The 22,687-nt window shown below is 38.4% G+C and carries 12 protein-coding genes; 10 read left to right on the top strand and 2 right to left on the bottom strand.

The window, feature by feature from the left end:
• Positions 1–2: 2 nt before the first annotated feature.
• The gene (locus JL102_RS15735; RefSeq protein ID WP_202245383.1) at positions 3–10,850 is read right to left on the bottom strand and encodes a PKD-like domain-containing protein; all 10,848 of its coding nucleotides are present in this window, start codon (positions 10,848–10,850) and stop codon (positions 3–5) included.
• Between the two features lie 407 nt (positions 10,851–11,257).
• Here JL102_RS15735 and JL102_RS15730 point away from each other — a divergent pair, with 407 nt between their 5' ends.
• The 7 genes from JL102_RS15730 (at position 11,258) to lepB (ending at position 19,216) form a co-directional block, all read left to right on the top strand.
• Positions 11,258–12,886 (top strand): CTP synthase, encoded by a 1,629-nt coding sequence (locus JL102_RS15730; RefSeq protein WP_202245382.1) that lies wholly within the window; start codon positions 11,258–11,260, stop codon positions 12,884–12,886.
• A gap of 14 nt (positions 12,887–12,900) precedes the next feature.
• The gene (gene yidC / locus JL102_RS15725) at positions 12,901–14,721 is read left to right on the top strand and encodes a membrane protein insertase YidC (RefSeq protein ID WP_202245381.1); all 1,821 of its coding nucleotides are present in this window, start codon (positions 12,901–12,903) and stop codon (positions 14,719–14,721) included.
• A gap of 284 nt (positions 14,722–15,005) precedes the next feature.
• Positions 15,006–15,776, top strand: coding sequence for a ParA family protein (locus JL102_RS15720; protein WP_202245380.1), 771 nt, complete (start codon positions 15,006–15,008; stop codon positions 15,774–15,776).
• A gap of 16 nt (positions 15,777–15,792) precedes the next feature.
• Positions 15,793–16,695 carry a ParB/RepB/Spo0J family partition protein gene (locus JL102_RS15715; RefSeq protein ID WP_202245379.1) on the top strand — a complete coding sequence of 301 codons (903 nt, stop codon included), beginning with the start codon at positions 15,793–15,795 and terminating at the stop codon, positions 16,693–16,695.
• Positions 16,696–17,304, top strand: a complete 609-nt coding sequence (locus tag JL102_RS15710; RefSeq protein WP_202245378.1) for a DUF5683 domain-containing protein — start codon at positions 16,696–16,698, stop codon at positions 17,302–17,304.
• Position 17,305: 1 nt separating this feature from the next.
• Entirely contained in the window at positions 17,306–18,022 is a 717-nt protein-coding gene (dapB, locus tag JL102_RS15705; protein ID WP_202245377.1) for a 4-hydroxy-tetrahydrodipicolinate reductase, read from the top strand.
• A gap of 78 nt (positions 18,023–18,100) precedes the next feature.
• Entirely contained in the window at positions 18,101–19,216 is a 1,116-nt protein-coding gene (gene lepB / locus JL102_RS15700; RefSeq protein ID WP_202245376.1) for a signal peptidase I, read from the top strand.
• 65 nt (positions 19,217–19,281) lie between these two features.
• On the opposite strand, the gene ung is transcribed toward lepB, so the two are convergent.
• A complete protein-coding gene (gene ung / locus JL102_RS15695) occupies positions 19,282–19,944 on the bottom strand; it encodes a uracil-DNA glycosylase (RefSeq protein ID WP_202245375.1) in 663 nt (220 codons plus the stop codon).
• Positions 19,945–20,027: 83 nt separating this feature from the next.
• Between ung and apaG the strand changes: the two genes are divergently transcribed.
• The 3 genes from apaG (at position 20,028) to JL102_RS15680 (ending at position 22,496) form a co-directional block, all read left to right on the top strand.
• Positions 20,028–20,414 carry a Co2+/Mg2+ efflux protein ApaG gene (gene apaG, locus JL102_RS15690; RefSeq protein ID WP_202245374.1) on the top strand — a complete coding sequence of 129 codons (387 nt, stop codon included), beginning with the start codon at positions 20,028–20,030 and terminating at the stop codon, positions 20,412–20,414.
• 4 nt (positions 20,415–20,418) lie between these two features.
• Entirely contained in the window at positions 20,419–21,201 is a 783-nt protein-coding gene (locus JL102_RS15685) for an O-methyltransferase (protein ID WP_202245373.1), read from the top strand.
• Between the two features lie 89 nt (positions 21,202–21,290).
• Complete coding sequence (locus JL102_RS15680) at positions 21,291–22,496, top strand: hypothetical protein (protein WP_202245372.1); 1,206 nt, start codon at positions 21,291–21,293, stop codon at positions 22,494–22,496.
• Positions 22,497–22,687 lie beyond the last annotated feature (191 nt).

Here is a 22,687-nt window from a genome sequence, read left to right as displayed (position 1 = left end):
AATTACCTGATTAGTGTTACGTCTCCTATCCTAGTGGTGCGCTCGCCATTTGATAAGCGCAATGTTAATTTAAATACATATACACCCGCTGGCATAAGTTGATCATTACTGTCATAACCATCCCAGCCTATAGTCTGATCTCGGCTCTCAAATATCAAATTACCCCATCGATCGAAAATGAGCATTTCGAACTCCTCTACTCCCTTGGTAATAGGTAGGAAGATATCATTATCTACTTCATTAATTATCCTACCATCTCCTGAAGGCCCTGATGTATTAGGTGTAAAGGCATTAGGTACTTTTGTGAATCCTCCATCAGTAGCTTTCACCGACCTTGTTACCTGATCTTCACAGATAGTTCCATTCCCATAGTCAGCATACGCTTTTAAAGTAATATCAAATTCGCCTTCATACTGATATCTATGTTGTGGTTCAAATTCTTGAGAAATAGTACCATCACCAAAATCCCAAGTGTAACGGTTAGCCCCTTCTGTATAGTTAAAAGTAATTACTGGCTGATCTGGTATAAAAACTTCATCTGGCCTATAGTCAAAATTAGCATTTGGCGCTGCGAATATTTCGAGAACACCAGATTTAACCAGCTTTTCTGATTTATTATTATAGGTATTGCTGGCTATCAGCTGTACATTATATACTCCTTCCCTACTAATTTTGAAATTGAAGTTAGCCGAAGGATCTACATCTCCAGGTGTTACTTCATCTGTTTTACTGTAAACCTCTCGATTATTATCATCAAAAATAGACCATTCAAAGCGATTAACCTCACCTGTAGTTCTGTTGGTTACATTAATTTCTGAACCAGCACAAGTCATCGTGGTAGATAAATCGAAATCAGGAATTATAGGCTGAGTAGTAAATATAACATCTCCAGTATATATTGAATCACACACACTGCTAGAGGCTCGATTCTCAACCCTCAAAAACACCTTATAATCTCTTGGTTGATAATAAGTTACTGTTTGAATTTCATTAGGATCGACATCGCCCCGGGTCTCACCATTACCGAAATCCCAGCTATAAGAAAACTCGGTTTGATCTATTGGTGATGTAATCTGAAAAGATACGTCTGCAGATCCGGCAATAAAATCATCTTGATTAATAACTGAAAATTCAGCTCCCACTTGTTTATATACCTGAATGTTAAAAGATGCAGCAGGAGAAGAACACCCATTAGCACTAACACCAGAATACTCCACCGTATATGTCTTGGGGTTAGGCCCTGTAATATTATCTATCTTCCAATTAGAAGGGAACACCTCTGTAGAAGTCAAGAGTTCAGTTCCTGTAACAGGATCAGTTAACTTCCAATCATGAGAAACAGCTCCTTGCGATGAATTACTAATGCGAATTAGATCTCCACTACAAACTATAGGATTTTGAGCAAACACAGATGGAATTACTCCAGGATTAACTGCTACAGATTTTTCTACTGAAGGGCTGCAGACAACTCCATTTTTTTCTGCATTTAATATAACATTATAATAAACTAACGAGCCTGTAGATGCATTTTGAAACACGTGAGTTACTGTTTTTCCAGGTTCATCTGTAGTGGCGACAATCACTTCATTAGGAGTACCGTCCTGCCAGTTAAAAGTATACGTCACCCCACTAACTTGATCATATGTGAAGGTATAGAGCGCAGGACTACAATTGTCTGACACGCTAAATTCAAAATCAGCGTCTAAATCCTCTATGTCAACAGCGGCCACTACATTGGGAGCACTGGTACAACCATTTCTATCTGTTACTGTAAGCAAGGTCCAGTCTCCTTCGTGTAAATCGGCATCTGCACTATTTACAAATACAGAAGCATTATCTCCTGCCAAACGTTGACTAATATTGCCATGAGGGTCCATATACTCGAATGTATAAGGAGCCTGCGATAAGCCCAGGCTTACATCGCCATTAAAGAAATTAAAGTCGATTTGAATAGGATCTCCCTGACAAACCACATCACTCGGACCAACAATAACCCCATCTGGAATGGTATTTACCACCACTTCCAAAGGATCTCCCCCATTAGAATAAACAGGCCCGCATCCATTAGGTGTAGTTGCTTCTCTTCTAAAATAATACGTACCAGGGTCGGTAATTACACCATGCTGATAAGATGCATCATTAGCCCCAGCAATATCAGTAAAGGTCACACCGTCTTCAGAATACTGCCATTGATATAAATATCCGCTACCTCCGGTAGTACCACCATAAGGAGGAGACATTTCTGAGAAAACCCCAGGAACTTCTCCCGCACAAATACCTGTTGGAGGTGCCGCCACTACTCCTCCACTCATTGGAGGTGGAGCTGGTAAGTTAATAGGCGATAAGGTCATCCCATTACAGCTGGGGTCCCCTTCATTGTAAACCGCTATATAGTATTGTCCTGCGGCTACCCCTGTAAAACGACCATCTTGGTTAGACTCTAAGCGATTGAACAAATCACTAGCTTTATACAATTCAAAAGTAGGAACACCTATAACATTTGAAGAGGTGGCTAAAATTTCACCATCTTCTGCTCCTACACAACTCACTCCATAAATGCCATCGTAATAGCTAACTACAGCCGTTACTTCTGGCTGCGGATTGATTTGAAAAGTTACAGTTCCTACATTATAACACCCTGTAGCATCATTTTCAACTCTGGCATAAAGTACAAAGCCATCTAAAACGGTATAAGCTGTTTCATCGGGCACTGGTGAGTTCATGAAAATATCTCTAAACCATGAGATTGTCACACCACTGCCAGCATTTACTCGCCTATTATAGTCTGTGAGATTAACTGTTTTCAGTGGATTAACCGGCACATCTGAGCATTCTACTATGGTAGGTGAATTAGCTATTGGCCTACCTTCAATCCTTACAATAATTCTCTCTCTAGCAGCCGTACACCTATGTAGTTTAGGGTATAGATCAAAATATACATCAAGAGGCATATTAGTGTTATTAATTAAATCACCATAAATCCTACTCGGATAAGGCAGATCTTCCAGATCAGTAAATGCGGAACCAGAAATATCACCTACGCCACCAGAGCTACTTACTTTTACATCGAAAGTCATATTTGCTCTGTTCGCAGGGCTTATTTCATTAAATACCTCAAAGTCTATAAATTCACCTGAGCAAATATGATTTCCAGGCAATGGATGAACCATGTTATAAGAAAGTTGAGGTGTAGGTTCTACCTGCACCCGAGCTTCAACAGGGTCTCCTACTGTACATCCATTCACTCTAGGAATAAAGGTATAAGTAACCGTTATATATGTCGAACTGCTATTAGATAGTCTACCATCAAGCACATAATCATTGGTAGGGTTAATACTTAAACCAGTCCTTCCAAGACCTCCGTTCCAAGCTGAACCTCCTGTAGCAGAAGGATCAGAGCTAATCACCGTATAATCAAAAGACAAATCACTTAGATTCCTGGTTTGTGTTGGCGTACTGATGGTTAGCGATATTAAGTCCTTATTACAAATTATAGGCTCTGCAATTATTACCGGATTCAAAACGGGATCGGGCTGCACATCGATACTGATGACATCCGTAGCTACTTCACACCCTGCCAATGTGGCTGTAATATCATAGGTTACAGTTACTACTTCATTACTCTTATTAATCAAAGACCCTCCAATAGAATATGGAAAGCCCCGCCCGCCTGCTCCTGACCAGGCAGAGCCACTCATAGCGGCATCATTGGTGCTTCTTACCGTATACGATAGTGTGAAATTACCTGGAATATTAGGTTTTGTAGGTGAGTCAATTGTAATATTTACATTTCCTCCACTACACACCCAGTCATCTCCATTATTTACTGCCTGCACACTTGGGGTGGGCTCTACCACTACCGTGGCCGTTTGTGCTTTTCCTACAGAACAACCATCTAGCTTAGGTGTAATGGTATAGGTAACTGTAACTACTTCATTACTATTATTTGTAAGCGCTCCCCCTATTACTGTACCTGAAGGAAGGTCAGTACCAGGGAAATTGTAGCCAGCACCTGAAATGGCACCGTTAGGTGAAGAGCTCGTAGCTACATCAAAAGTCAAACCTCCACCACTAGAAATCGTAGGGATAGTTACCTCTATTTCCACCTCTTCATTATTACATACTATGGGTGTTCGATTATCGATTTCCACTTTAGGAACAGGCTCAACCACTACCTCAACAGGTACAGGAGTACCATTATTACAACCACTTAACTGTGGAGTAATTAAATAAGTGACTGTTACTGGAGCATTTCCTGGATTGGTTAAATTACCATTAATATTAAAAGGCTGACTTCTTCCGGAAGCTCCTGAAGCACCCGAACCTTCAATTGGCCCATCAGCACTAAAACTATAACTAAAAGTCAAACCATTAACATCTGTCGGCAAGGTATTGCTCCATACATCAATATTTACTGCTTCACCAGAACATATTTGTGGTGATTTATTATCAAATTCTAAGGAAGGCGTAGGCTCTACTATCACGCTGAGATATTGAGGAGCTCCATCCGCGCAACCTGCATAATGAGGTATGAACTCATAATCGACTTTGGCAGCTTCATCTGAAGTGTTTATTAGGTCACCAGCAATATCACTGGTAGGGAAAGTACCATTACCCGCTGTCATTCCTGCACCAGAGACTCCTGGATTAGTACTACTCGCACTATATGAATATGAATATTTTGTATTATCAGTGCCTGTGCTTTGTAAATCTACTGATATATTTATTTGTCCTCCATTACAAATGGCGGGTCTATTGTTGGTTAATCTTAATTTAGGACTAGGTTCCACAATCACTTCAACTCCTCTAGTCGGTCCTGCCGCACAACCGTTTAACATAGGAGTTACAGTGTAAGTAACAGTAACTACATTATCACTGCTATTATGCAGTTCCCCTTCAATTTTATCAACTCCGAATATCAATCCATTTCTATCAGCATAGGCAGATCCGCTAATGAAAGCTGCATTAGAACTGCTGACAACATAGTTATAAGTAAGATTATTAATATCTGTAGGCTGAGTAGGACTAAGTACATCCACTTCAAAATATTCATTATCACAAACCGTTAACGACACTTGCTGAGGAATTGCTTTTGGAACAGGCTCTACTGTAACTGTTTCCGTTACATCAAACCCCGGAGTGCAGCCATCTATTTGTGGTGTAACTACATAAGTCACATCTAGGGCTTCATCAGTACTATTAGTTAATGTACCTGAAATATTTCCTGGGAAGTTACCATTACCTGAGGCTAGTGCCGTACCTCCAATTCCTACAGGAGCATTCACAATATAGCTATACCTTAACTTGGAAGGGTCATTAATATTAGTAGTTGAAGACACATTAATATTCACAGAACCTCCACTACAAATTATCTTGTTGTTATTAGCCAACAAAGCCACTGGGGCTGGCTCTACCACCACAGTAGTGGTAACGTCAGAGCCTTTTACACATCCATTTACATAAGGAGTAATTGTAAAAGTCACCGTAATGCTACTATTTCCATTGTTTATTATATCTCCAGTTAAACTAGTACCAAAAGGTGAATTGGTACCTCCTACCATGGCACTGCCATGGGTAACAGTTCCATTTGAACTAACCGCAGTATAATCATAGGTTAAAACGCTACCAGGACTAACAGTGGTAGGTGAAGTAACGTCAATATTGATATTTTCTCCACTACAAATATTTGGAGCTCTGTTATTTAACGTAGCTTTTGGTGTCGGCTCTACTATTACTGATTCTGTAGACACTATTGAAGTTCCACAACCATCTAAATGAGCCTGTGCCTCAAACTCAACAGTAATATAACGATCTCCACTGTTAGTGAGCGTACCGTTTAAAGTAGTAGGAAAATTCCTCACTGTCGGCGATCCTACAAATGCAGAACCTCCTGTTGCTCCTAGATCGGAAGAAAGTGTTGTGTAATTAAAATATAAATCACCTGGTACACTTGGAACGGTAGGACTTATTATATCTATATCTATGGTTTCTCCATTACAAATTCTAGGACTATTGTTAACCATCTCAATTTTAGGAGAAGGCTCCACTATTACCATCTTCTCAACTTCATCACCGGAAGCACATCCGTCAAATTTAGGAGTAAAGAAAAAGGTTACCGTAATGTCCTCATCACTGTTATTGATCAAAGTGCCATTAAGTGTAGTATTATAAGGTCTGTCCGTTGCAGATATATACGCTGTTCCTCCGGTGTTAGCATCATCAGAGCTTTCTGCTCTGTAATCATAAGAAAGATCAGCTGCATTGGTAGGAGATATAGGAGTTGTAATTTGTAAACTAATGTTATTACCATTACATACTACACCAGGCCCTGCTACATTTAAAACTGGCTCAGGCTCTACCGAAACAAATATAAACTGACTTGGTCCAGGGCATGTGCCGGGAGCAGGACCGATAGGCGTCACCTCATACGTCACCTGCACTACTGATGTAGAACCATTGGTTAAGACATCAGTAATATTTCCAGTCCCCGTATTTCCTACTGCCGTACCACCTACAGGTCCTGGTTTAGAAATTACTTGCCATTCAAAACCTGCTGTGGGTATATCTGAAGTGAAAATTAATTCACTATCAACCGAAGTGCCACTACAAAGGATTGCACTATTGCCCGAAGTCATATTCGGTTGACCATAAACCGCTACATCAAATGGGTCTGCCGCTGGGCTCTCGCAGGCATTAGAGCTTATTTCCCTAACAGTGACCTGATAATTTCCAGGCTGACTACCTATATTAACTATGATTTCATCAGAGTTTTGACCACTAACAATCGACCCTAATGCTCCTGGCACACTCCATATGTATTGAGAACCAACATTAGGGCTACTAATTCTATAAGTTACATTTTCTTGACCTTCACAAACTTCATCTTCTCCAAGAATCACTGGCTTATCTGGTATACTCACTACAGTAACCATAATTGTGTTTGGCTCTCCTTCACAACCGTTAGCAGTGGTTTCTACTATACTAATAGGCAACCCTGGTGCAGGCACAGTATTAGGAAAAGTTAGAGGAAGAAAGAAGTTATTAAGAGTAGTTCCACTTTCTACTACAAATTCACCAGATGCAGGTAAAGTCCATTGGTAAGTGGAGTTAGGGTTTAAAGAACCACTGACCTGAAAAAACACAGGCTCTGTATCATTAACACATAAAGTAATTTTATCAGGAGTACTTCCTGACACCTGTATAGGATTCACTTTAGGCTGCGGATGTACTATAATAGAAAGCTCTGCAATATCAGAACAACCTGCCGCGCTATTATCTACAAGTGCATAAAACGTATCTCCATCCTGAATACCATCTACACTTGAAGGGTTAGAAACGGCATATACAGGATCCATGCTAGGGTCTGTGAACCATGACACTACTCTATCTGCTGCTGCAGCGGGAGCAATAATATCGCCTTCATATAAAGTAAGGTCTACTCCATCTACTATACCATCATCAAGCACATCTTCACAAAGTTCTGCCGTAAAATCATTGGCTGCAGGTAAACCTACCACAGAAAAAGTTACAGTGCCTTTATTAGTACAGCCTGTGGTTGTATTTTCAACATTTACATATAATACCTGACCATTACTCACTTCATAAGCAGTAGGGTCTCCAATAGAAATAGTTAAAGCATTATTTTCATAAAAATTCACTTGCCTTTCAGATGAAACAGCAGCACCTACTATATCATCTATATAAGCTGTAAGATCTACTTCTGATATACCGGAACCTGAAATTCCTTCACAAACCTCAGGGGTAGGATCTGTAACAGATGGTGGAGGCAACCTTTCCAAGTCAATAGTCGCAATACTTGCGGCACAAACACCATAATCGCTACTTACTGTCCAGGTTACAGTGGTAGTACCTACTGGTAATCCTGAAATTCTAGTGGTAGGATCATATACGTCATCAATTACCACCGAGCTATTTTTTGATTTCAGCACTATATCATCAAAGCTGATAATCTCATCATCAGAGTTATTTCTTAATCGTACTATGATCACCAATGAAGAACCGCCACCAGGAATAGTTTCAGAAATATTTACACTCCCGAAATTTCCCGATTGCTCACCTCCAATAAGAACCTCAGCTCCTCCATCTATTTGGTAATACACACCTACATAATCTCTTCCTGATCCAGTTGATTCCATAGTACCTGACTGAGCCAGTGAAATTTCAAAATCCATATCGCTAACCCCTGATATGTCTATTGAACTAGATGTCCAGACGCCTTCACTGTCTATATCTCTGGCTTCAAACCTTCCTCCACGAACTTCAAAGTAATCATTAGCATCCACTAACTGACTCTGATCAGCTTGTGATGTCCATCCGAAAATACCTGTACCTGAAGTAGTTCCATCAGGCACACCAGCAAAACTCTGAGAATAAAGCATGCCCGGGTAAGTCCAAACACCACTACCTGAAGTAGGTGCGGTAGCGGAAAGATCATAAAAATCTTCACAGAATGGCGCAGGGGTAGCTCCTGCATCAGCAGTAGATGGCACTCTATCCATTATCAATTTTACAGGCACCCTATCTGCACTTACACAGCCAGTGGTTGTATTCCTTACTTCTGCATAATAGGTTCCTGCTGCTCCAGGTGTGAATACGTGATTTCCACTAAGCAAGATACTTGTACTAGGAGTATCTCCTGCATACCAATCTACAGTAAGCCCTGCTCCAGGAGCATCTACTTGTATAGCGGCACTAAAAATATCCGTCTGGCAAGCGATGACATCATCGCCACCTGTGCCTGCATCAGGGCGAGGATTGATAACTATTGTTTCTGTTTCATTAACATCTGTAATACAACCTGAAGCAGATTCCTTTATTGAAAGTATTTCATAAACATAACTACCAGTTGCACTTCCTAATTCATTGATAAAATCAGGCACTAACCTCATTATACCACTAGCATTTGAATTAAGCGTAGCTCTTATAATAGAGCCCCCATCAATTCTATACCGAATCTCATAACTTTTAACAGAATGGTCGATAACTTCAATTTCAATATAGGCCGTTGAAGTACTAGCACCATCATCACAAACTGGGCCACCTATTAATCTAACTTCACTTACTGTAGGGGGTGTACCTCCTATAGTTATGGTGTTAGATATATTTAAAGACTCATCACAACCTGCCGCATCAGATAACATTACCAACCTGTACTCTGTCTCTACGCTAGGCGCTGGGTCAGGGATGACATAAGTATTACTTGTATAATTACTTTCGGTTATATAAGCAGACGGAGTTGAAGCACCATTTTCATACACTTCAATTATAAAATCGAAATCAGCAGGGAAATCACTATTAAAAGTAAAAACGATATCATCTGCAGGAAGACCGGCACAAACTGCACCTCCTCCTGATACTCCAGCAGTGGGACCTCCTGAAATCGGGATAGTTAAAGTTCTTACATCAGATTCACAAGCAGGATTCATTACATATTGTCTAACTACCGATATTTCTCGAGTAGTAGAGGTAAAATTCCCAGGAACGTTAAAGTCTACCACTACAGAGCTGCCTTCATTAGATCCATCTATGGTAATACCTGTGCCGCTAACAAACCATACGTACTTCACGCCCACTCCTGCAGGGTCTGAAACACTGAAAACCACATCCTGATCATCTCTACAAACAGGATCATCAGGGGTAATAACACCTGGTTGATCTAAATCTTCCTTGATTTCTATAAATACCTGAACAGGATCACTTTCACACTGCAAGCCCGCAGCAGCATTATAAGTTACCCATACACTGTAAATGCCAGGCACATTGGTGTTTATTCCTCCTGGATATAAGTTAGGAGGCAATGTATTTGAATTGTTCCAGTAGTTAGTAATATAATTACCTCCTGCTCTGGGGTCAGCATCAAACCAGTTAATATATAAACTTGGTTGAGGTACCGATACTTCGAAGTTAGGCACTGTCTCTCCTTCACAAATGACTTTATCAATAGGAGTAAGTGGTAAAGGCTTATCTACTACCCTGATAATTTTGTTAGTAGTTACAGGATCTTCACTTCCATTAGGGAAACTTCCGAAATTAGGATTAACAGAGGGATCAAAACTTCCTGCTACTGGATTTAAATAGTCTCCATCAGACGTATTATTATCATAAGGATTACAAACATTCCAGCTTCTTAGCTCCACTTCAAATATTTCACCTGTTAGAGCAGTTTCTGGTAGTTGAATATCCAACGTAAGCTCATTATCTGGGTTAGGTGTATTATCTCCTATAAACACTACAGGGCCATAATAAGGTAAGGACGTCACTTCTACACCGCCAATAGTTACATTACCTGTAATACTGGAGCTGGTTCCATAAACATATTGCACCCAGCGCTCTTCTCTATTACGCGCATCTGTACCTGTTGAAGCATCAACTAAATCAGGTTGGGTACAGTTAAATTCACTTTCATCTCTTGCTCTAATAGGACTAGTTTCTCCCTCACAAATATGAATCTCGTCTCCCTGCTCATTTCCAGCTGAAGATGGATCATGACGCATAACCTGCTCTCCAACATTGGGATTGTCCAGCTCATCATATACTATAACAAGAAAATCCTGATTCAAATCCGCACCGGTACAAGAAGCTCCGTTGATCATTAGCTGAGCAGATGCCTCATAGCTACATGTGGGGCCGTTATCAAGATAAGTATGCCTCATCTGAACTCTCCACTCTCCTACTGCCCCTATGTAGGTCAGATCTAAAACTTCCGTAGTACCGTCTGCCCAGTTCACATTTACCTGAATTAAATCAGCATTTGACCAGCTAGAGCTGGAGGCTACAACCGTTCTGATCACTTCATCTCCCCCACAGTTAAGACTGGTTGAGGTGAGCACTCCAAAACTAGCGCTTTGTGAACAGTTAGCACTCTGCCCAAAAGCAGATACGCATCCAATAAATAAAAAAAATAACAGAAAAATATTAGAGCTAAAAAATAATCTGCGTTTCAAAGAAATAAACATCAAGGTATTACGTTAAAGTAAGTTATACTCTATTGAAATAAACATTATTCAATTTTTATGCGTTTCTCGAGATCAGATATTTCGAGAATAATTTCAATCCAACCTTAAAATATTTTTATAAAAAACATCAATAAGAAGGACTAAATGCATTTACTTATACATACGTCTCAGAGGCCTTGGGTAAGTTTTACATGAAATTTTATTTTTGTATTAGTATCTAATTCACCTGATTACTATACCTTTGTATCCCATAAGTTTTATTGAAACATTTAACCCAACTTATGGCCACAGCAAAGTACATTTTCGTTACCGGCGGGGTAACATCTTCTTTAGGAAAAGGAATCATTTCAGCTTCACTAGGAAAGTTATTACAAGCCAGAGGCTTCAAAGTAACTATTCAAAAATTTGACCCATATATTAATATTGATCCAGGAACGTTAAATCCATATGAACATGGAGAGTGCTACGTTACTGATGATGGTGCCGAAACTGATCTTGACCTTGGCCATTATGAAAGATTTTTAAATACTCCTACGTCTCAAGCTAACAACATTACTACGGGACGTATTTATAACAACGTAATCACTAAGGAGAGAAAAGGTGAATATCTGGGAAAAACAGTACAGGTAGTACCTCATATTACTGATGAGATCAAAAGAAACATATACCTTTTAGGTGAAAGTGGTGATTATGATTTTGTAATAACGGAAATAGGCGGTTGTGTAGGAGATATTGAGTCACTACCATTTATTGAAGCCGTTCGCCAGGTAAAATGGGATGTAGGCACCAATAACTTCTTAGTAATACACTTAACCCTTATTCCTTATTTGAGTGCGGCCAAAGAATTAAAAACCAAGCCTACTCAGCATTCTGTAAAGCAGCTTCTTGAAGCCGGTATTCAGCCAGATATACTTGTTTGCCGCTCTGAGAGAAGAATACCAGTAGAAATAAGGAAAAAACTGGCTCTATTTTGCAACGTTCATATCAATTCTGTTATCGAATCTCAAGATGCAGAAACCATTTATGATGTGCCTTTGCATATGCGTAAAGAAAAACTAGCAGAACGTGTACTTGCAAAATTAAAAATGCCTAATAAAACAGAACCCAACCTGGATATGTGGAAGGAGTTTTTAGGCAAGCTAAAAAACCCAACTGATGAGGTTAAAATAGGTTTGGTTGGAAAATATGTGGAGTTACCTGATGCTTACAAATCAATTGTAGAGGCCTTCGTTCATGCTGGTGCTCAAAACGAATGCCGTATAGACTTACAATATATTTCGTCAGAAACCATTACAGCAGAAAATGGTGATGAGGTCCTTTCAAAATTAGATGGTGTACTGGTAGCTCCCGGTTTTGGAGAAAGAGGTATGGAAGGGAAAATAGAAACTGTCAAATATCTTAGAGAAAATAATGTTCCTTTCTTTGGCATCTGCTTAGGTATGCAATGTGCAGTAATTGAATTCGCCAGAAATGTACTTAAACTAGAAGATGCATCGTCTACTGAGCTCAATGAAAAGACCAAGCACCCTGTTATTGACTTAATGGAGGAACAAAAGAAAGTAGTTGACATGGGTGGTACTATGAGATTAGGTGCTTATCCTTGCGACCTTAAAAAAGGCAGCAAAGCAAATAGCGTATATGGAAAAACAAAAATCTCTGAGCGTCATCGTCATAGATACGAGTTTAACAACAAATACCTAGAGCAGATTGAGAAAGCCGGATTACAAGCTACAGGCATTAACCCAGACACTGGACTGGTAGAGGTTGTAGAGCTAAAGGACCATCAATGGTTTGTTGGAGTTCAGTATCACCCTGAATTAAAGAGTACAGTACTTAATCCTCACCCATTATTTGTTAAGTTTGTAGCTGCTGCATTAGAGCATAAAAAAGCAAAAAATTCGAAAAATTAATTCTAAAGTAAAAAATGGATAGAAATCAAGCAACAGGTTTGATATTAATTGCCTTATTGCTAATGGGCTATTTTTATTTTTTCGCCCCGGAGCCAAAACCTAGCAATGAGCAATTTCCGAGTGACTCGTTAGTAGTAAAAGGACCTGCTGAAAATGAAGAAGTAGAAAGTGATACCGTTTCAACTATAGAAGAAAGTGATTCTTTAACTAACCTCAAATACCAGCAGCAATACGGAGTATTTGCTGCCGGAGCTACGGGATCTGATAAGACATTCACTCTTGAAAATGAAAACATCAAGGTAGACTTATCAAGCCAAGGGGGTAAAATATCTCAAGTAGAGCTCAAAAACTTTGAGACCTACTACCATAAGCCTCTTATACTGTTAGATGAAGAAAGTAATAACTTTTCTCTATTATATAATGATAACGGAAGAAATATTAATTTAAATAAATTATATTACACTCCTTCCACTAGCTCTAACGGAGATACCACTGTAATTACTTACAGTTTAAATCTAGCTGGCGGAAAATCAATGAAGCATATATACTCGTTGGGGCCGGACTCGTACCAGGTTAAATATCAATTGGAGTTAAAAGGCCTTTCACAGCAAAATGGTCAGCTTACTTATATTTGGAATGACGACCTAAAAACGCAAGAGAAAGACTTAAAACTGAGTAGAACCAACACTACCATCAACTACTACTTGGGTAGTGAAGATTTTGATGGCTTAAGCGCAACCAGCAGTGGCACTCAGACTGAAGAATTGCAAGAACCAGTAAAATGGATCGCTATTAAGCAACGATTCTTTGTCTCAGGACTAATTGCTGAAAACAACTTTAGTACGGCCAAATTACAAACTTCATATACTGAGCAAGATACTTCAAAAGTCAAAAATGCTACGGTAACTACTACCATTCCGATAGCTGATTTGGAAAGTGGAAAAGGTAATTTTTCTTATTACTTTGGGCCTAATGACTTCCATATTTTAAAGGATATAACTCCTGACTTTGAGAGCAACCTATATTTAGGCTGGCCTCCTATGAAGTGGATCAATAGGTTTGTAATTATCCCTCTATTCGATCTATTAAGTAGTTTCATCAGCAATTATGGTATCATCATTATCATAATGGTATTACTCATTAAGCTGGTATTATCTCCTCTTTCTTATAAGTCATACCTTTCTATGGCTAAAATGAAAGTACTAAAGCCTGAGCTTGATGAGATAAAAGAGAAGCATGGAGATGATATGACCAAAGCTCAGCAAGAGCAAATGAAGCTTTATTCTAAAGTAGGTGTAAGCCCTCTAAGTGGCTGTATCCCTATGCTGCTTCAAATGCCTATCTTGTTCGCCATGTTCACCTTCTTCCCTCAGTCTATTGAGTTAAGAGGAAAAAGCTTCTTATGGGCAGAAGATTTGTCGACTTATGACAGCATCTTTCACCTACCATTCGAAATACCTTTTTATGGTGATCATGTAAGTTTATTTGTATTATTAATGACTATGTCTACTATACTTTACACATGGTCTAATCAGCAAGTAAGCTCAGTACAAGGGCCTATGAAATCAGTTTCTTATTTCATGCCTATTATTTTCTTATTTGTGCTTAACTCTTATCCTGCAGCATTAAGTTTTTATTACTTTGTATCTAACCTGGTAACATTCGCCCAACAGGCCATTATCAGAAAATTTGTGGACGAAGATAAGATCAGAGTCATTATGGATGAGAACAAAAAACGTAATTCCAATAAGAAAAAATCTAAGTTTAAGCTAAGACTGGAAGAAGCCATGAAAGCCAGCCAACAGCAGCAACAGAAACCAAAAAAGAAAAAATAAAAATTTTCAAAAATACATTAAGGCTCTTATAATCAAGAGCCTTTTTTTATTTCTTTTTCAGACGAATGAACTTGGACTTACATAATTCAATTAAACTTATATCTTTGTACTCCTGATTACGTCTAAGTCAGAAGCTGAATGTACAAGTTAATTACTATATAGTTTACATCATTATATATAGCAATTAACCTCATTCCGTTTAGGATTCGTCAGTAGCATATTTAGCAAGCTGACCTGGCTAAACGATCATAGATTGGTTAAATTTTTTAATTTAGAAGCTATTAATGAGTAAAGTAATTGCCATTGCAAACCAAAAAGGTGGAGTAGGAAAAACCACTTCTGCTATAAATCTTGCTGCTAGTTTAGCTGCATTAGAGTACAAAACCCTTGTAATTGATGCAGATCCGCAGGCCAACTCTACCTCAGGGGTAGGCTTAAATCCTAAAGATGTAGAAGTAAGTATTTACGAGTGCATGGTTGACAATATCGATGTAAAAGAAGCCATCTGCGAGACTGAGCTTAAATATCTTGACATCTTACCGTCACACATCGACCTGGTAGGTGCAGAAGTGGAAATGGTAAGCATAGACAGACGAGAAGAGCGTATGAAAGATGCTCTTAAAGAGGTGAAAGAAGAATACGATTTCATTATCATAGATTGCTCTCCTTCTTTGGGGCTCATCACTATTAACGCCCTCACGGCTTCCAACTCTGTTATTATACCTGTACAGTGTGAATATTTCGCTCTTGAAGGACTCGGTAAACTTCTCAATACCATCAAAATCATTCAAACCAGGCTTAACCCTGATTTAGAAATTGAAGGCATCCTTCTTACTATGTATGATGTGAGATTAAGATTATCTAACCAGGTAGTGGAAGAAGTGAAAACTCATTTCAAAAAAATTGTGTTTGATACCATAATACCAAGAAACATCAAACTTAGTGAATCCCCTAGCTTCGGTGTGCCTGCCATAGCGCACGATGCAGAAAGTAAAGGAGCTATCAGCTACCTCAATCTTGCTAAGGAGATCCTGAGTAAAAATGGCGTGATCTAAAAATAAGGAACCGGGTATGGCAAAAAAACCAATGAAAAAAAGAAACGGATTAGGTAGAGGGCTAGGAGCATTATTAGAAGATTCTCCGGCCAGAGAGGGTAAAGAAACATCTTTTGATAGCCCCTCAAGTGTAGGGTCGATCAATGAGATCAATATTGATTTTATAGAAACCAACCCATTTCAGCCAAGAACACATTTTGATCAGACAGCCCTTGAAGAGCTTTCTGAATCAATAAAAGTTCAAGGTATTATTCAACCCATTACGGTAAGAAAACTATCCACTGATAAGTATCAGCTTATCAGTGGAGAAAGAAGATTTCAGGCCTCCAAACTAGCTGGCCTGGGAAAAATACCAGCTTATGTAAGAACGGCCGATGATCAGCAGATGCTGGAAATGGCTCTGATAGAAAACATTCAGAGAGAAAACCTCAATGCCATAGAAATTGCTTTGAGTTACCAGAGGCTACTTACAGAATGCGAATTAAAACAGGAGCAACTAGGAGACAGAGTAGGTAAAAACAGAACCACTGTAAATAACTATTTGCGTCTTCTTAAGCTGCCGCCAGATATTCAGGCTGCTCTTAGAGATAAAAGAATATCTATGGGCCACGCCAGAGCGCTTATCACTATCGAAAACGTAGACTTACAGTTAGATATCTTCAAAAAAATAATCAATGAAGACCTTTCGGTAAGAAAAGTTGAAGAACTGGTAAGGCAGTCGCTATCAGGCAAAACAAAAACTAAGGAAGCTAAGGAAGAGCCTGAAAATGGCAGGGAAATTGTTCAACTTCAATCAAAATTAACTTCACATTTTGGCACCAGAGTAAAGGTTAAATCAGACGGTAATAAGGGAGAAATAAAAATACCTTTCGTATCCGTAGATGATCTGAACCGTATTCTGGATATTTTAGAAGTATAAATGAAGAATTTCTTTCTAAGCACAGCTCTACTTGTTTTTTTGGGTGTAACCTGTAAGGCACAAATAACACCTCCTTCTGCCTCACAAGATACTACTAGAAATGATAAACAGCAGGATATCATAGTAGGTAATAACAACACTCAAATTGAGGAAATAGACACCTACGCAGATAAGTTTGTGCCCAGAAAAGCATCTTTATATGCTGCTGTGCTTCCCGGAGCCGGGCAAATTTACAATAAGAAGTACTGGAAGCTTCCCTTTGTATATGGGGGCTTCATAGCGCTTGGCTATGCTGCACATTATTACAATGGTTTATATCAGGATCAAAAAGTAGAGCTTTTTAAAGTATTAAATGATACTAATTACATCTCTACCTATGGTAGTGAAACCAACATCAGAAGCAATATCGATAAAACCAGAAGAGAGCGTGATTTCTATATTATCATGACTGGTGTATTATATTTACTACAGATTGCAGATGCACATATTGATGCTCACCTCAAAGAATTTGATTTAAACCCTCAACTAAAAGTATCTTTGGAGCCCTCATTTGAAAATTCACAATATTTTGGTTACAATGCAGGGCTATCATTAAAACTAAAATTTTGACATGAAAATCCTTTTATTAGGTTATGGTAAAATGGGCAAAGCTATTGAAGCAATAGCTGTTAAAAAAGGCCACGAAATTGTAGGTAAAATTAACAATGACAATATAGCTGACCTTGAAGACTACAATGGCTCTAACACTGATGTGGCCATAGAATTTAGCCAACCAGGCGCAGCCTATGATAACCTCGAATATTGTCTTGAAAATGACATACCCGTCATCTGTGGTACCACCGGCTGGCTAGATAATAAACCTGAGATAGAAAGACTTTGTGAAAGCAATAAAGGAACTTTCTTTTATGCCTCTAATTACAGCATTGGGGTAAATATATTCTTTAAGGTAAATGAATACCTGGCAGAGCTTATGGAAGAATATAGTGAATACAATGTAGGCATTGAAGAAATTCACCATACAGAAAAGAAAGATATCCCTAGTGGTACAGCTATTTCTATTGCCGAAGGGATAATTGCTAACAACGACAAGGTAAAAGCCTGGACATTAGATGAATCAGAAAATGAGAGTGAAGTAAAAATAAACTCTATCAGAAAAGACAAAGTTCCGGGTACTCATACGGTAACCTACAAATCTGCCATAGACAATATCGAAATAAAACATACCGCACACTCTAGAGAGGGCTTTGCCCTGGGAGCTGTTCTGGTAGCAGAATGGATCAAAGACAAAAAAGGAGTCCTTTCTATGGATGACTTCCTCGATATCTAAAAAAACTTTAAACCATACTGTAAGCTTTTAGCCTCAAACTATACTATTACACAAATAGTAATAAAAGACCCTAATAGAATGAACTGGAAATTCTGGCAAAAAAAAGAAGAAAAAAAGAAAAAGACCAAAGCCAGGGAATGGCTTGATGCCATCGTATTTGCCGTAATAGCAGCTACTTTGATCAGGTGGATATTTATGGAAGCCTTTACTATACCTACTCCTTCAATGGAAAAATCCCTGTTAGTGGGTGACTTCCTTTTTGTGAGTAAGTTTCATTATGGCACCCGTACCCCAGCCACTCCCCTACAAATGCCTTTAACTCATCAAAAAATTTGGGGTACAGACATCCCTTCTTATGTAGATTGGATCCAACTGCCTCAATACAGGTTACCAGGAATTTCTCATGTAAAAAGAGGAGATGTAGTGGTATTTAATGTCCCTCCTATCTCTCTTAATGATGGCATTGACTATCCTGTAGATCTCAAAACCAATTATATTAAAAGATGTGTTGGAGTACCAGGAGATGTGTTAAAAGTAGAAGATAAACAGGTAATAGTAAACGGCACCCCTATGGATAACCCTGAGGAGATGCAGTATGACTACCTGGTTTACTCTAAAAATGGCATCAGTAACCGAATCATAGATCAATACAATCTAGATGTGGTAGGTTATGAAAATAACGAGGGTACTTTATACAAAATGTTTCTTACCTCTGACCAGGTAGAAGAATTAAAGAAACTCAGTTTTATCATTGATGTAAAGGAATACCCTCACTACGGTGAAGGAGATTGGGACCCTCAAATTTTTCCAAAAAACAAAGAACTTTTCCCTTGGAATGGTGATTGGTATGGCCCCTTAACTATACCTGCTGAAGGTGCTACGATCGACATCAATGAGAAAAACCTTTTTATTTATGGAGATGTAATCACTCTGTATGATCACACTGAAAATGCTGAAATAAAAGACGGCAAGCTATTCATTGATGGCAAAGAAGTAAATCAATACACTTTTAATCAAGACTATTATTTTATGATGGGAGATAACCGTCATAACTCGTTAGATTCCAGGTATTGGGGCTTTGTACCCGCAGATCATATCGTAGGTAAAGGCTTCTTTATATGGCTATCTCTCAATGCTAACAAAAGTGGATTTAGTAAAGTACGCTGGGAAAGATTCTTTAACCTGATAAGGTAAAATATATAGAAGAGTAAAAAAATGCCTGATGTATTAAAAACGTCAGGCATTTTTTTATTTATAAGCTACCAGTTGATAGTCGGTTTTCCGTTTTTCTGTAAGTATTCATTTGTTTTTATAAAATGATCATTTCCAAAAAAGCCTCTATCAGCTGCAAATGGTGAAGGGTGAGCAGATTTTAGCACATAATGCTTCTCTGCATCTATTATACTTCCTTTTTTTTGCGCGTAAGCTCCCCAAAGGAGAAATACAACTCCATCTTTTTCATCTGAAATTGTTTTAATAACTGCATCGGTAAATTCTTCCCATCCTTTTTTCTGATGCGAACCAGCAGTGTTAGCTCTAACAGTAAGCGTGGCATTGAGTAATAATACTCCTTGCTCTGCCCATCGTTCTAGGTTGCCTGATTCCGGTATTTCTTCACCTAATTCAGATTTTATTTCTTTGAATATATTGAGTAATGAAGGAGGTTTTCTTATCCCATCTCTTACAGAAAAGCATAAACCATTGGCCTGACCTGGACCATGGTAAGGATCTTGACCTATTATTACTACCCGTGTTTCATCAAAGCTACAGTGATCAAAAGCATTAAATATTTCGTTTCCTGGAGGGTATATGGTATGTTGCTGATACTCTGATTTGACAAATTTCACTAACTTTTGAAAATAAGTCTTATCAAACTCATTAGACAACTTATTTTTCCATGAATCTGCAATTTTTACTTCCATTCGCTTCCTTTAATTTTAATTCAGTTTTAAATTTAAAACTTCTTATATTTCATTTTCGTTTATTTAAGAAAATTTAGTGCTATATGGTAACAGAAATAACTCGCGGAATAAAAGTAAGTGTAGAGACGGAGTACCAGCCTGGCTACTCAAGCCCTAGTCAATATCACTATGTTTTCACTTATAGAGTAACTATCGAAAATCAGAATGAAAATACTATACAGCTGCTCAGCAGGCTGTGGCACATTAGTGATGCAGGCTATGCTAACCGAGAAGTACAGGGAGAAGGAGTGGTAGGCCAGCAGCCTATTATGGAGCCGGGTCAGCTACACCAATATGTTTCAGGATGCAACTTAAAATCAGGAATAGGCAAGATGTATGGCCTCTTTATGATGGAAAGAATTGTAGATGGTCATAGATTTGAAGTAGCCATTCCGCAGTTTCATATGATAGCTCCATTTAAACTCAATTAATGGAGTGCAGCAAAAAATTCAGCAGTTAAAAAGTTTTATATGGTATTGGCTAAAAGCCGAAAACAAACATTCATTACACCCTCCATTTGTTTTCGCTTTATATACCAGCGTTTTTCAAAACCAATCTCAGCCCTATTGCTTTAAAGAAATAAAAAAAGCAAAAAGAAAATTTCAGAAAAGCCAACAGGAAGTCCAAATAACTGACTTGGGAGCAGGATCTTCTGTAGCCAACTCAGCCACCAGAAAAGTATCACAAATAGCCTCCAGCGGCATTACCAGAGCCAAATATTCACAGTTACTATACAAGCTCTGTCGTTTTATCAATGCTCAGCACGTAGTAGAACTCGGCACTTCCATAGGTATCAATACGCTTTATCTAAGTTATGCCTGTGAAAATGGATCAATCACCACGTATGAAGGGGCTCCCGAATTAGCTAAAATAGCAGAAAAGCTATTTGAAGAACACCAAATCAAGAACGTTAGAACTGTAATAGGGAATATTGATGAGACGCTAAAATCTAATCTACCAAAGTCTGTAGATCTAGCCTTTTTTGATGCCAATCATAAAGCCACCCCCACCCTTACCTATTTCCATACCTTGCTTGCTCATGCTCATGAAGACTCTTGCTTTATCTTTGATGATATTCATTGGTCTGCGGAAATGGAACGGGCATGGGAAGAGATTAAGAATCATCCTTCAGTAAGCCTTTCTATTGATATTTTTCAATTTGGAATTATACTCTTTAAAAAAGGTATAAAAAAACAGCACTATATTTTACAATACTGAAAAGTAGTGCCTAAAAAAATAACATAACCGTACAACACCTGTTATTCTTTTACTCACCATTTAAATGTACGAATTTAAATATGAAAAAAATGTCAGGCAGAATTAGCCTAATATTCATTGTTTTATTAATTCTATTTTTTGTAGTACCCAACATATTTAATACTCGGGAAAAAGCAGCTTTTTCAAATGAAGAAAGGCTTGAGAAAGCTAAAGAATATTATGACATTAATCAGCTGGAGGACTCTATAACCTTAGTTATTTCGGACTATTATGACCGAGGCAGCCTCACCAGCTTCTTCTTAGGGGAGCACTATCGTGAGATATGGCACACTAAATTCAACTTACCAGTAGTGGACGTGGATACCATGAATGGAGGGCTTCAATTTAAAAAAATAGGAGGCGGACAGCAAACCATTAGTGCAGATGTGATAAGCAAATCAGGTCTTGTTTATACATTCAGATCTGTTGACAAAGACCAATCCAAGGCTTTACCTTCCATTTTACAATACTCTCTAGCTCGGCCACTATTTAGAGATCAAGCAGCCGCTCTAAATCCATTTGGAGCCATTATAACGGCCTCTCTTGAAAAAACAGCCTCCATACTACACACAACACCAGTAATGTATTTCATTCCTTATAATAGCTCCTGGAACCAAGAGTTCTTACTTAACATGGCTGGCAGGGTGGTAATTATGGAGGAAGAACCAGGTAATGAATGGGTCAACAGTAAGAACTTTAATAATGCTATTAAGATAATTGATACTGAAGAACTAATGCCCGAATGGCAGAGTAAGAAAATAATCATAGACAGTCGCAATTATTTAAAATGCCGACTTTTTGATATGCTGATTAATGACTGGGACAGGCACGAAGGACAGTGGGACTGGGCTATTTATGAAGAAAACGATAAAATGGTTGCGAAACCGATAGCCACCGACCGTGATATGGCCTTTTATCAATTTAATGATGGTCTATTAAATAAATTCACTTTAAATATCAACAACAAGTTCCAATCATACACTTCGGAATATGAAGATATTTCCGGGCTAATAAGGAATTCTAAGGAACTTGATTTAAAGCTATTATCAACATTAAGCAAGGCCGATTTTGTAGAAAAAGCTAAAGAATTGCAATCTACATTTACTGAAGAAAGCATACACGAAGCATTTTCTAAATACCCCCCTTCGATTTATAAGTTATATGGAAAATCACATGAAAAGATCTTCAAGCAACGGCTCTCTAAACTAGATGAAGCGGCTACTGAATTTTATAATTTATTAAACGCTAACGGCTAAACAGGTATAAAAAATAATGAATACAAAATAAAGGAAATGTTAGAAGGCTCTTGCTCAATCAACTGGAATTATGAAATTAATCGATTATGAGCAACTAACATTAAAATCCCTTATTTCTTTACAGATTCGCGGATTTTGGCTGTTATTTTTGTAGTAGAATAGCTACCTTTCAAACATTTTTGAAAACTAAA

This window comes from Fulvivirga sediminis, assembly GCF_016757215.1.
GTDB lineage: Bacteria > Bacteroidota > Bacteroidia > Cytophagales > Cyclobacteriaceae > Fulvivirga > Fulvivirga sediminis.
Note: the sequence above shows the minus strand (reverse complement) of the source record. Positions and strands in the feature narration are given on the sequence as shown.

What these genes read in the sequence shown, in the direction of transcription:
- JL102_RS15730 (WP_202245382.1), top strand. Translation starts at nt 11,258, where the DNA reads ATGGCCACAGCAAAGTACATTTTCGTTACCGGCGGGGTAACATCTTCT.
- yidC (WP_202245381.1), top strand. Translation starts at nt 12,901, where the DNA reads ATGGATAGAAATCAAGCAACAGGTTTGATATTAATTGCCTTATTGCTA.
- JL102_RS15720 (WP_202245380.1), top strand. Translation starts at nt 15,006, where the DNA reads ATGAGTAAAGTAATTGCCATTGCAAACCAAAAAGGTGGAGTAGGAAAA.
- JL102_RS15715 (WP_202245379.1), top strand. Translation starts at nt 15,793, where the DNA reads ATGGCAAAAAAACCAATGAAAAAAAGAAACGGATTAGGTAGAGGGCTA.
- JL102_RS15710 (WP_202245378.1), top strand. Translation starts at nt 16,696, where the DNA reads ATGAAGAATTTCTTTCTAAGCACAGCTCTACTTGTTTTTTTGGGTGTA.
- dapB (WP_202245377.1), top strand. Translation starts at nt 17,306, where the DNA reads ATGAAAATCCTTTTATTAGGTTATGGTAAAATGGGCAAAGCTATTGAA.
- lepB (WP_202245376.1), top strand. Translation starts at nt 18,101, where the DNA reads ATGAACTGGAAATTCTGGCAAAAAAAAGAAGAAAAAAAGAAAAAGACC.
- ung (WP_202245375.1), bottom strand. Translation starts at nt 19,944, where the DNA reads ATGGAAGTAAAAATTGCAGATTCATGGAAAAATAAGTTGTCTAATGAG.
- apaG (WP_202245374.1), top strand. Translation starts at nt 20,028, where the DNA reads ATGGTAACAGAAATAACTCGCGGAATAAAAGTAAGTGTAGAGACGGAG.
- JL102_RS15680 (WP_202245372.1), top strand. Translation starts at nt 21,291, where the DNA reads ATGTCAGGCAGAATTAGCCTAATATTCATTGTTTTATTAATTCTATTT.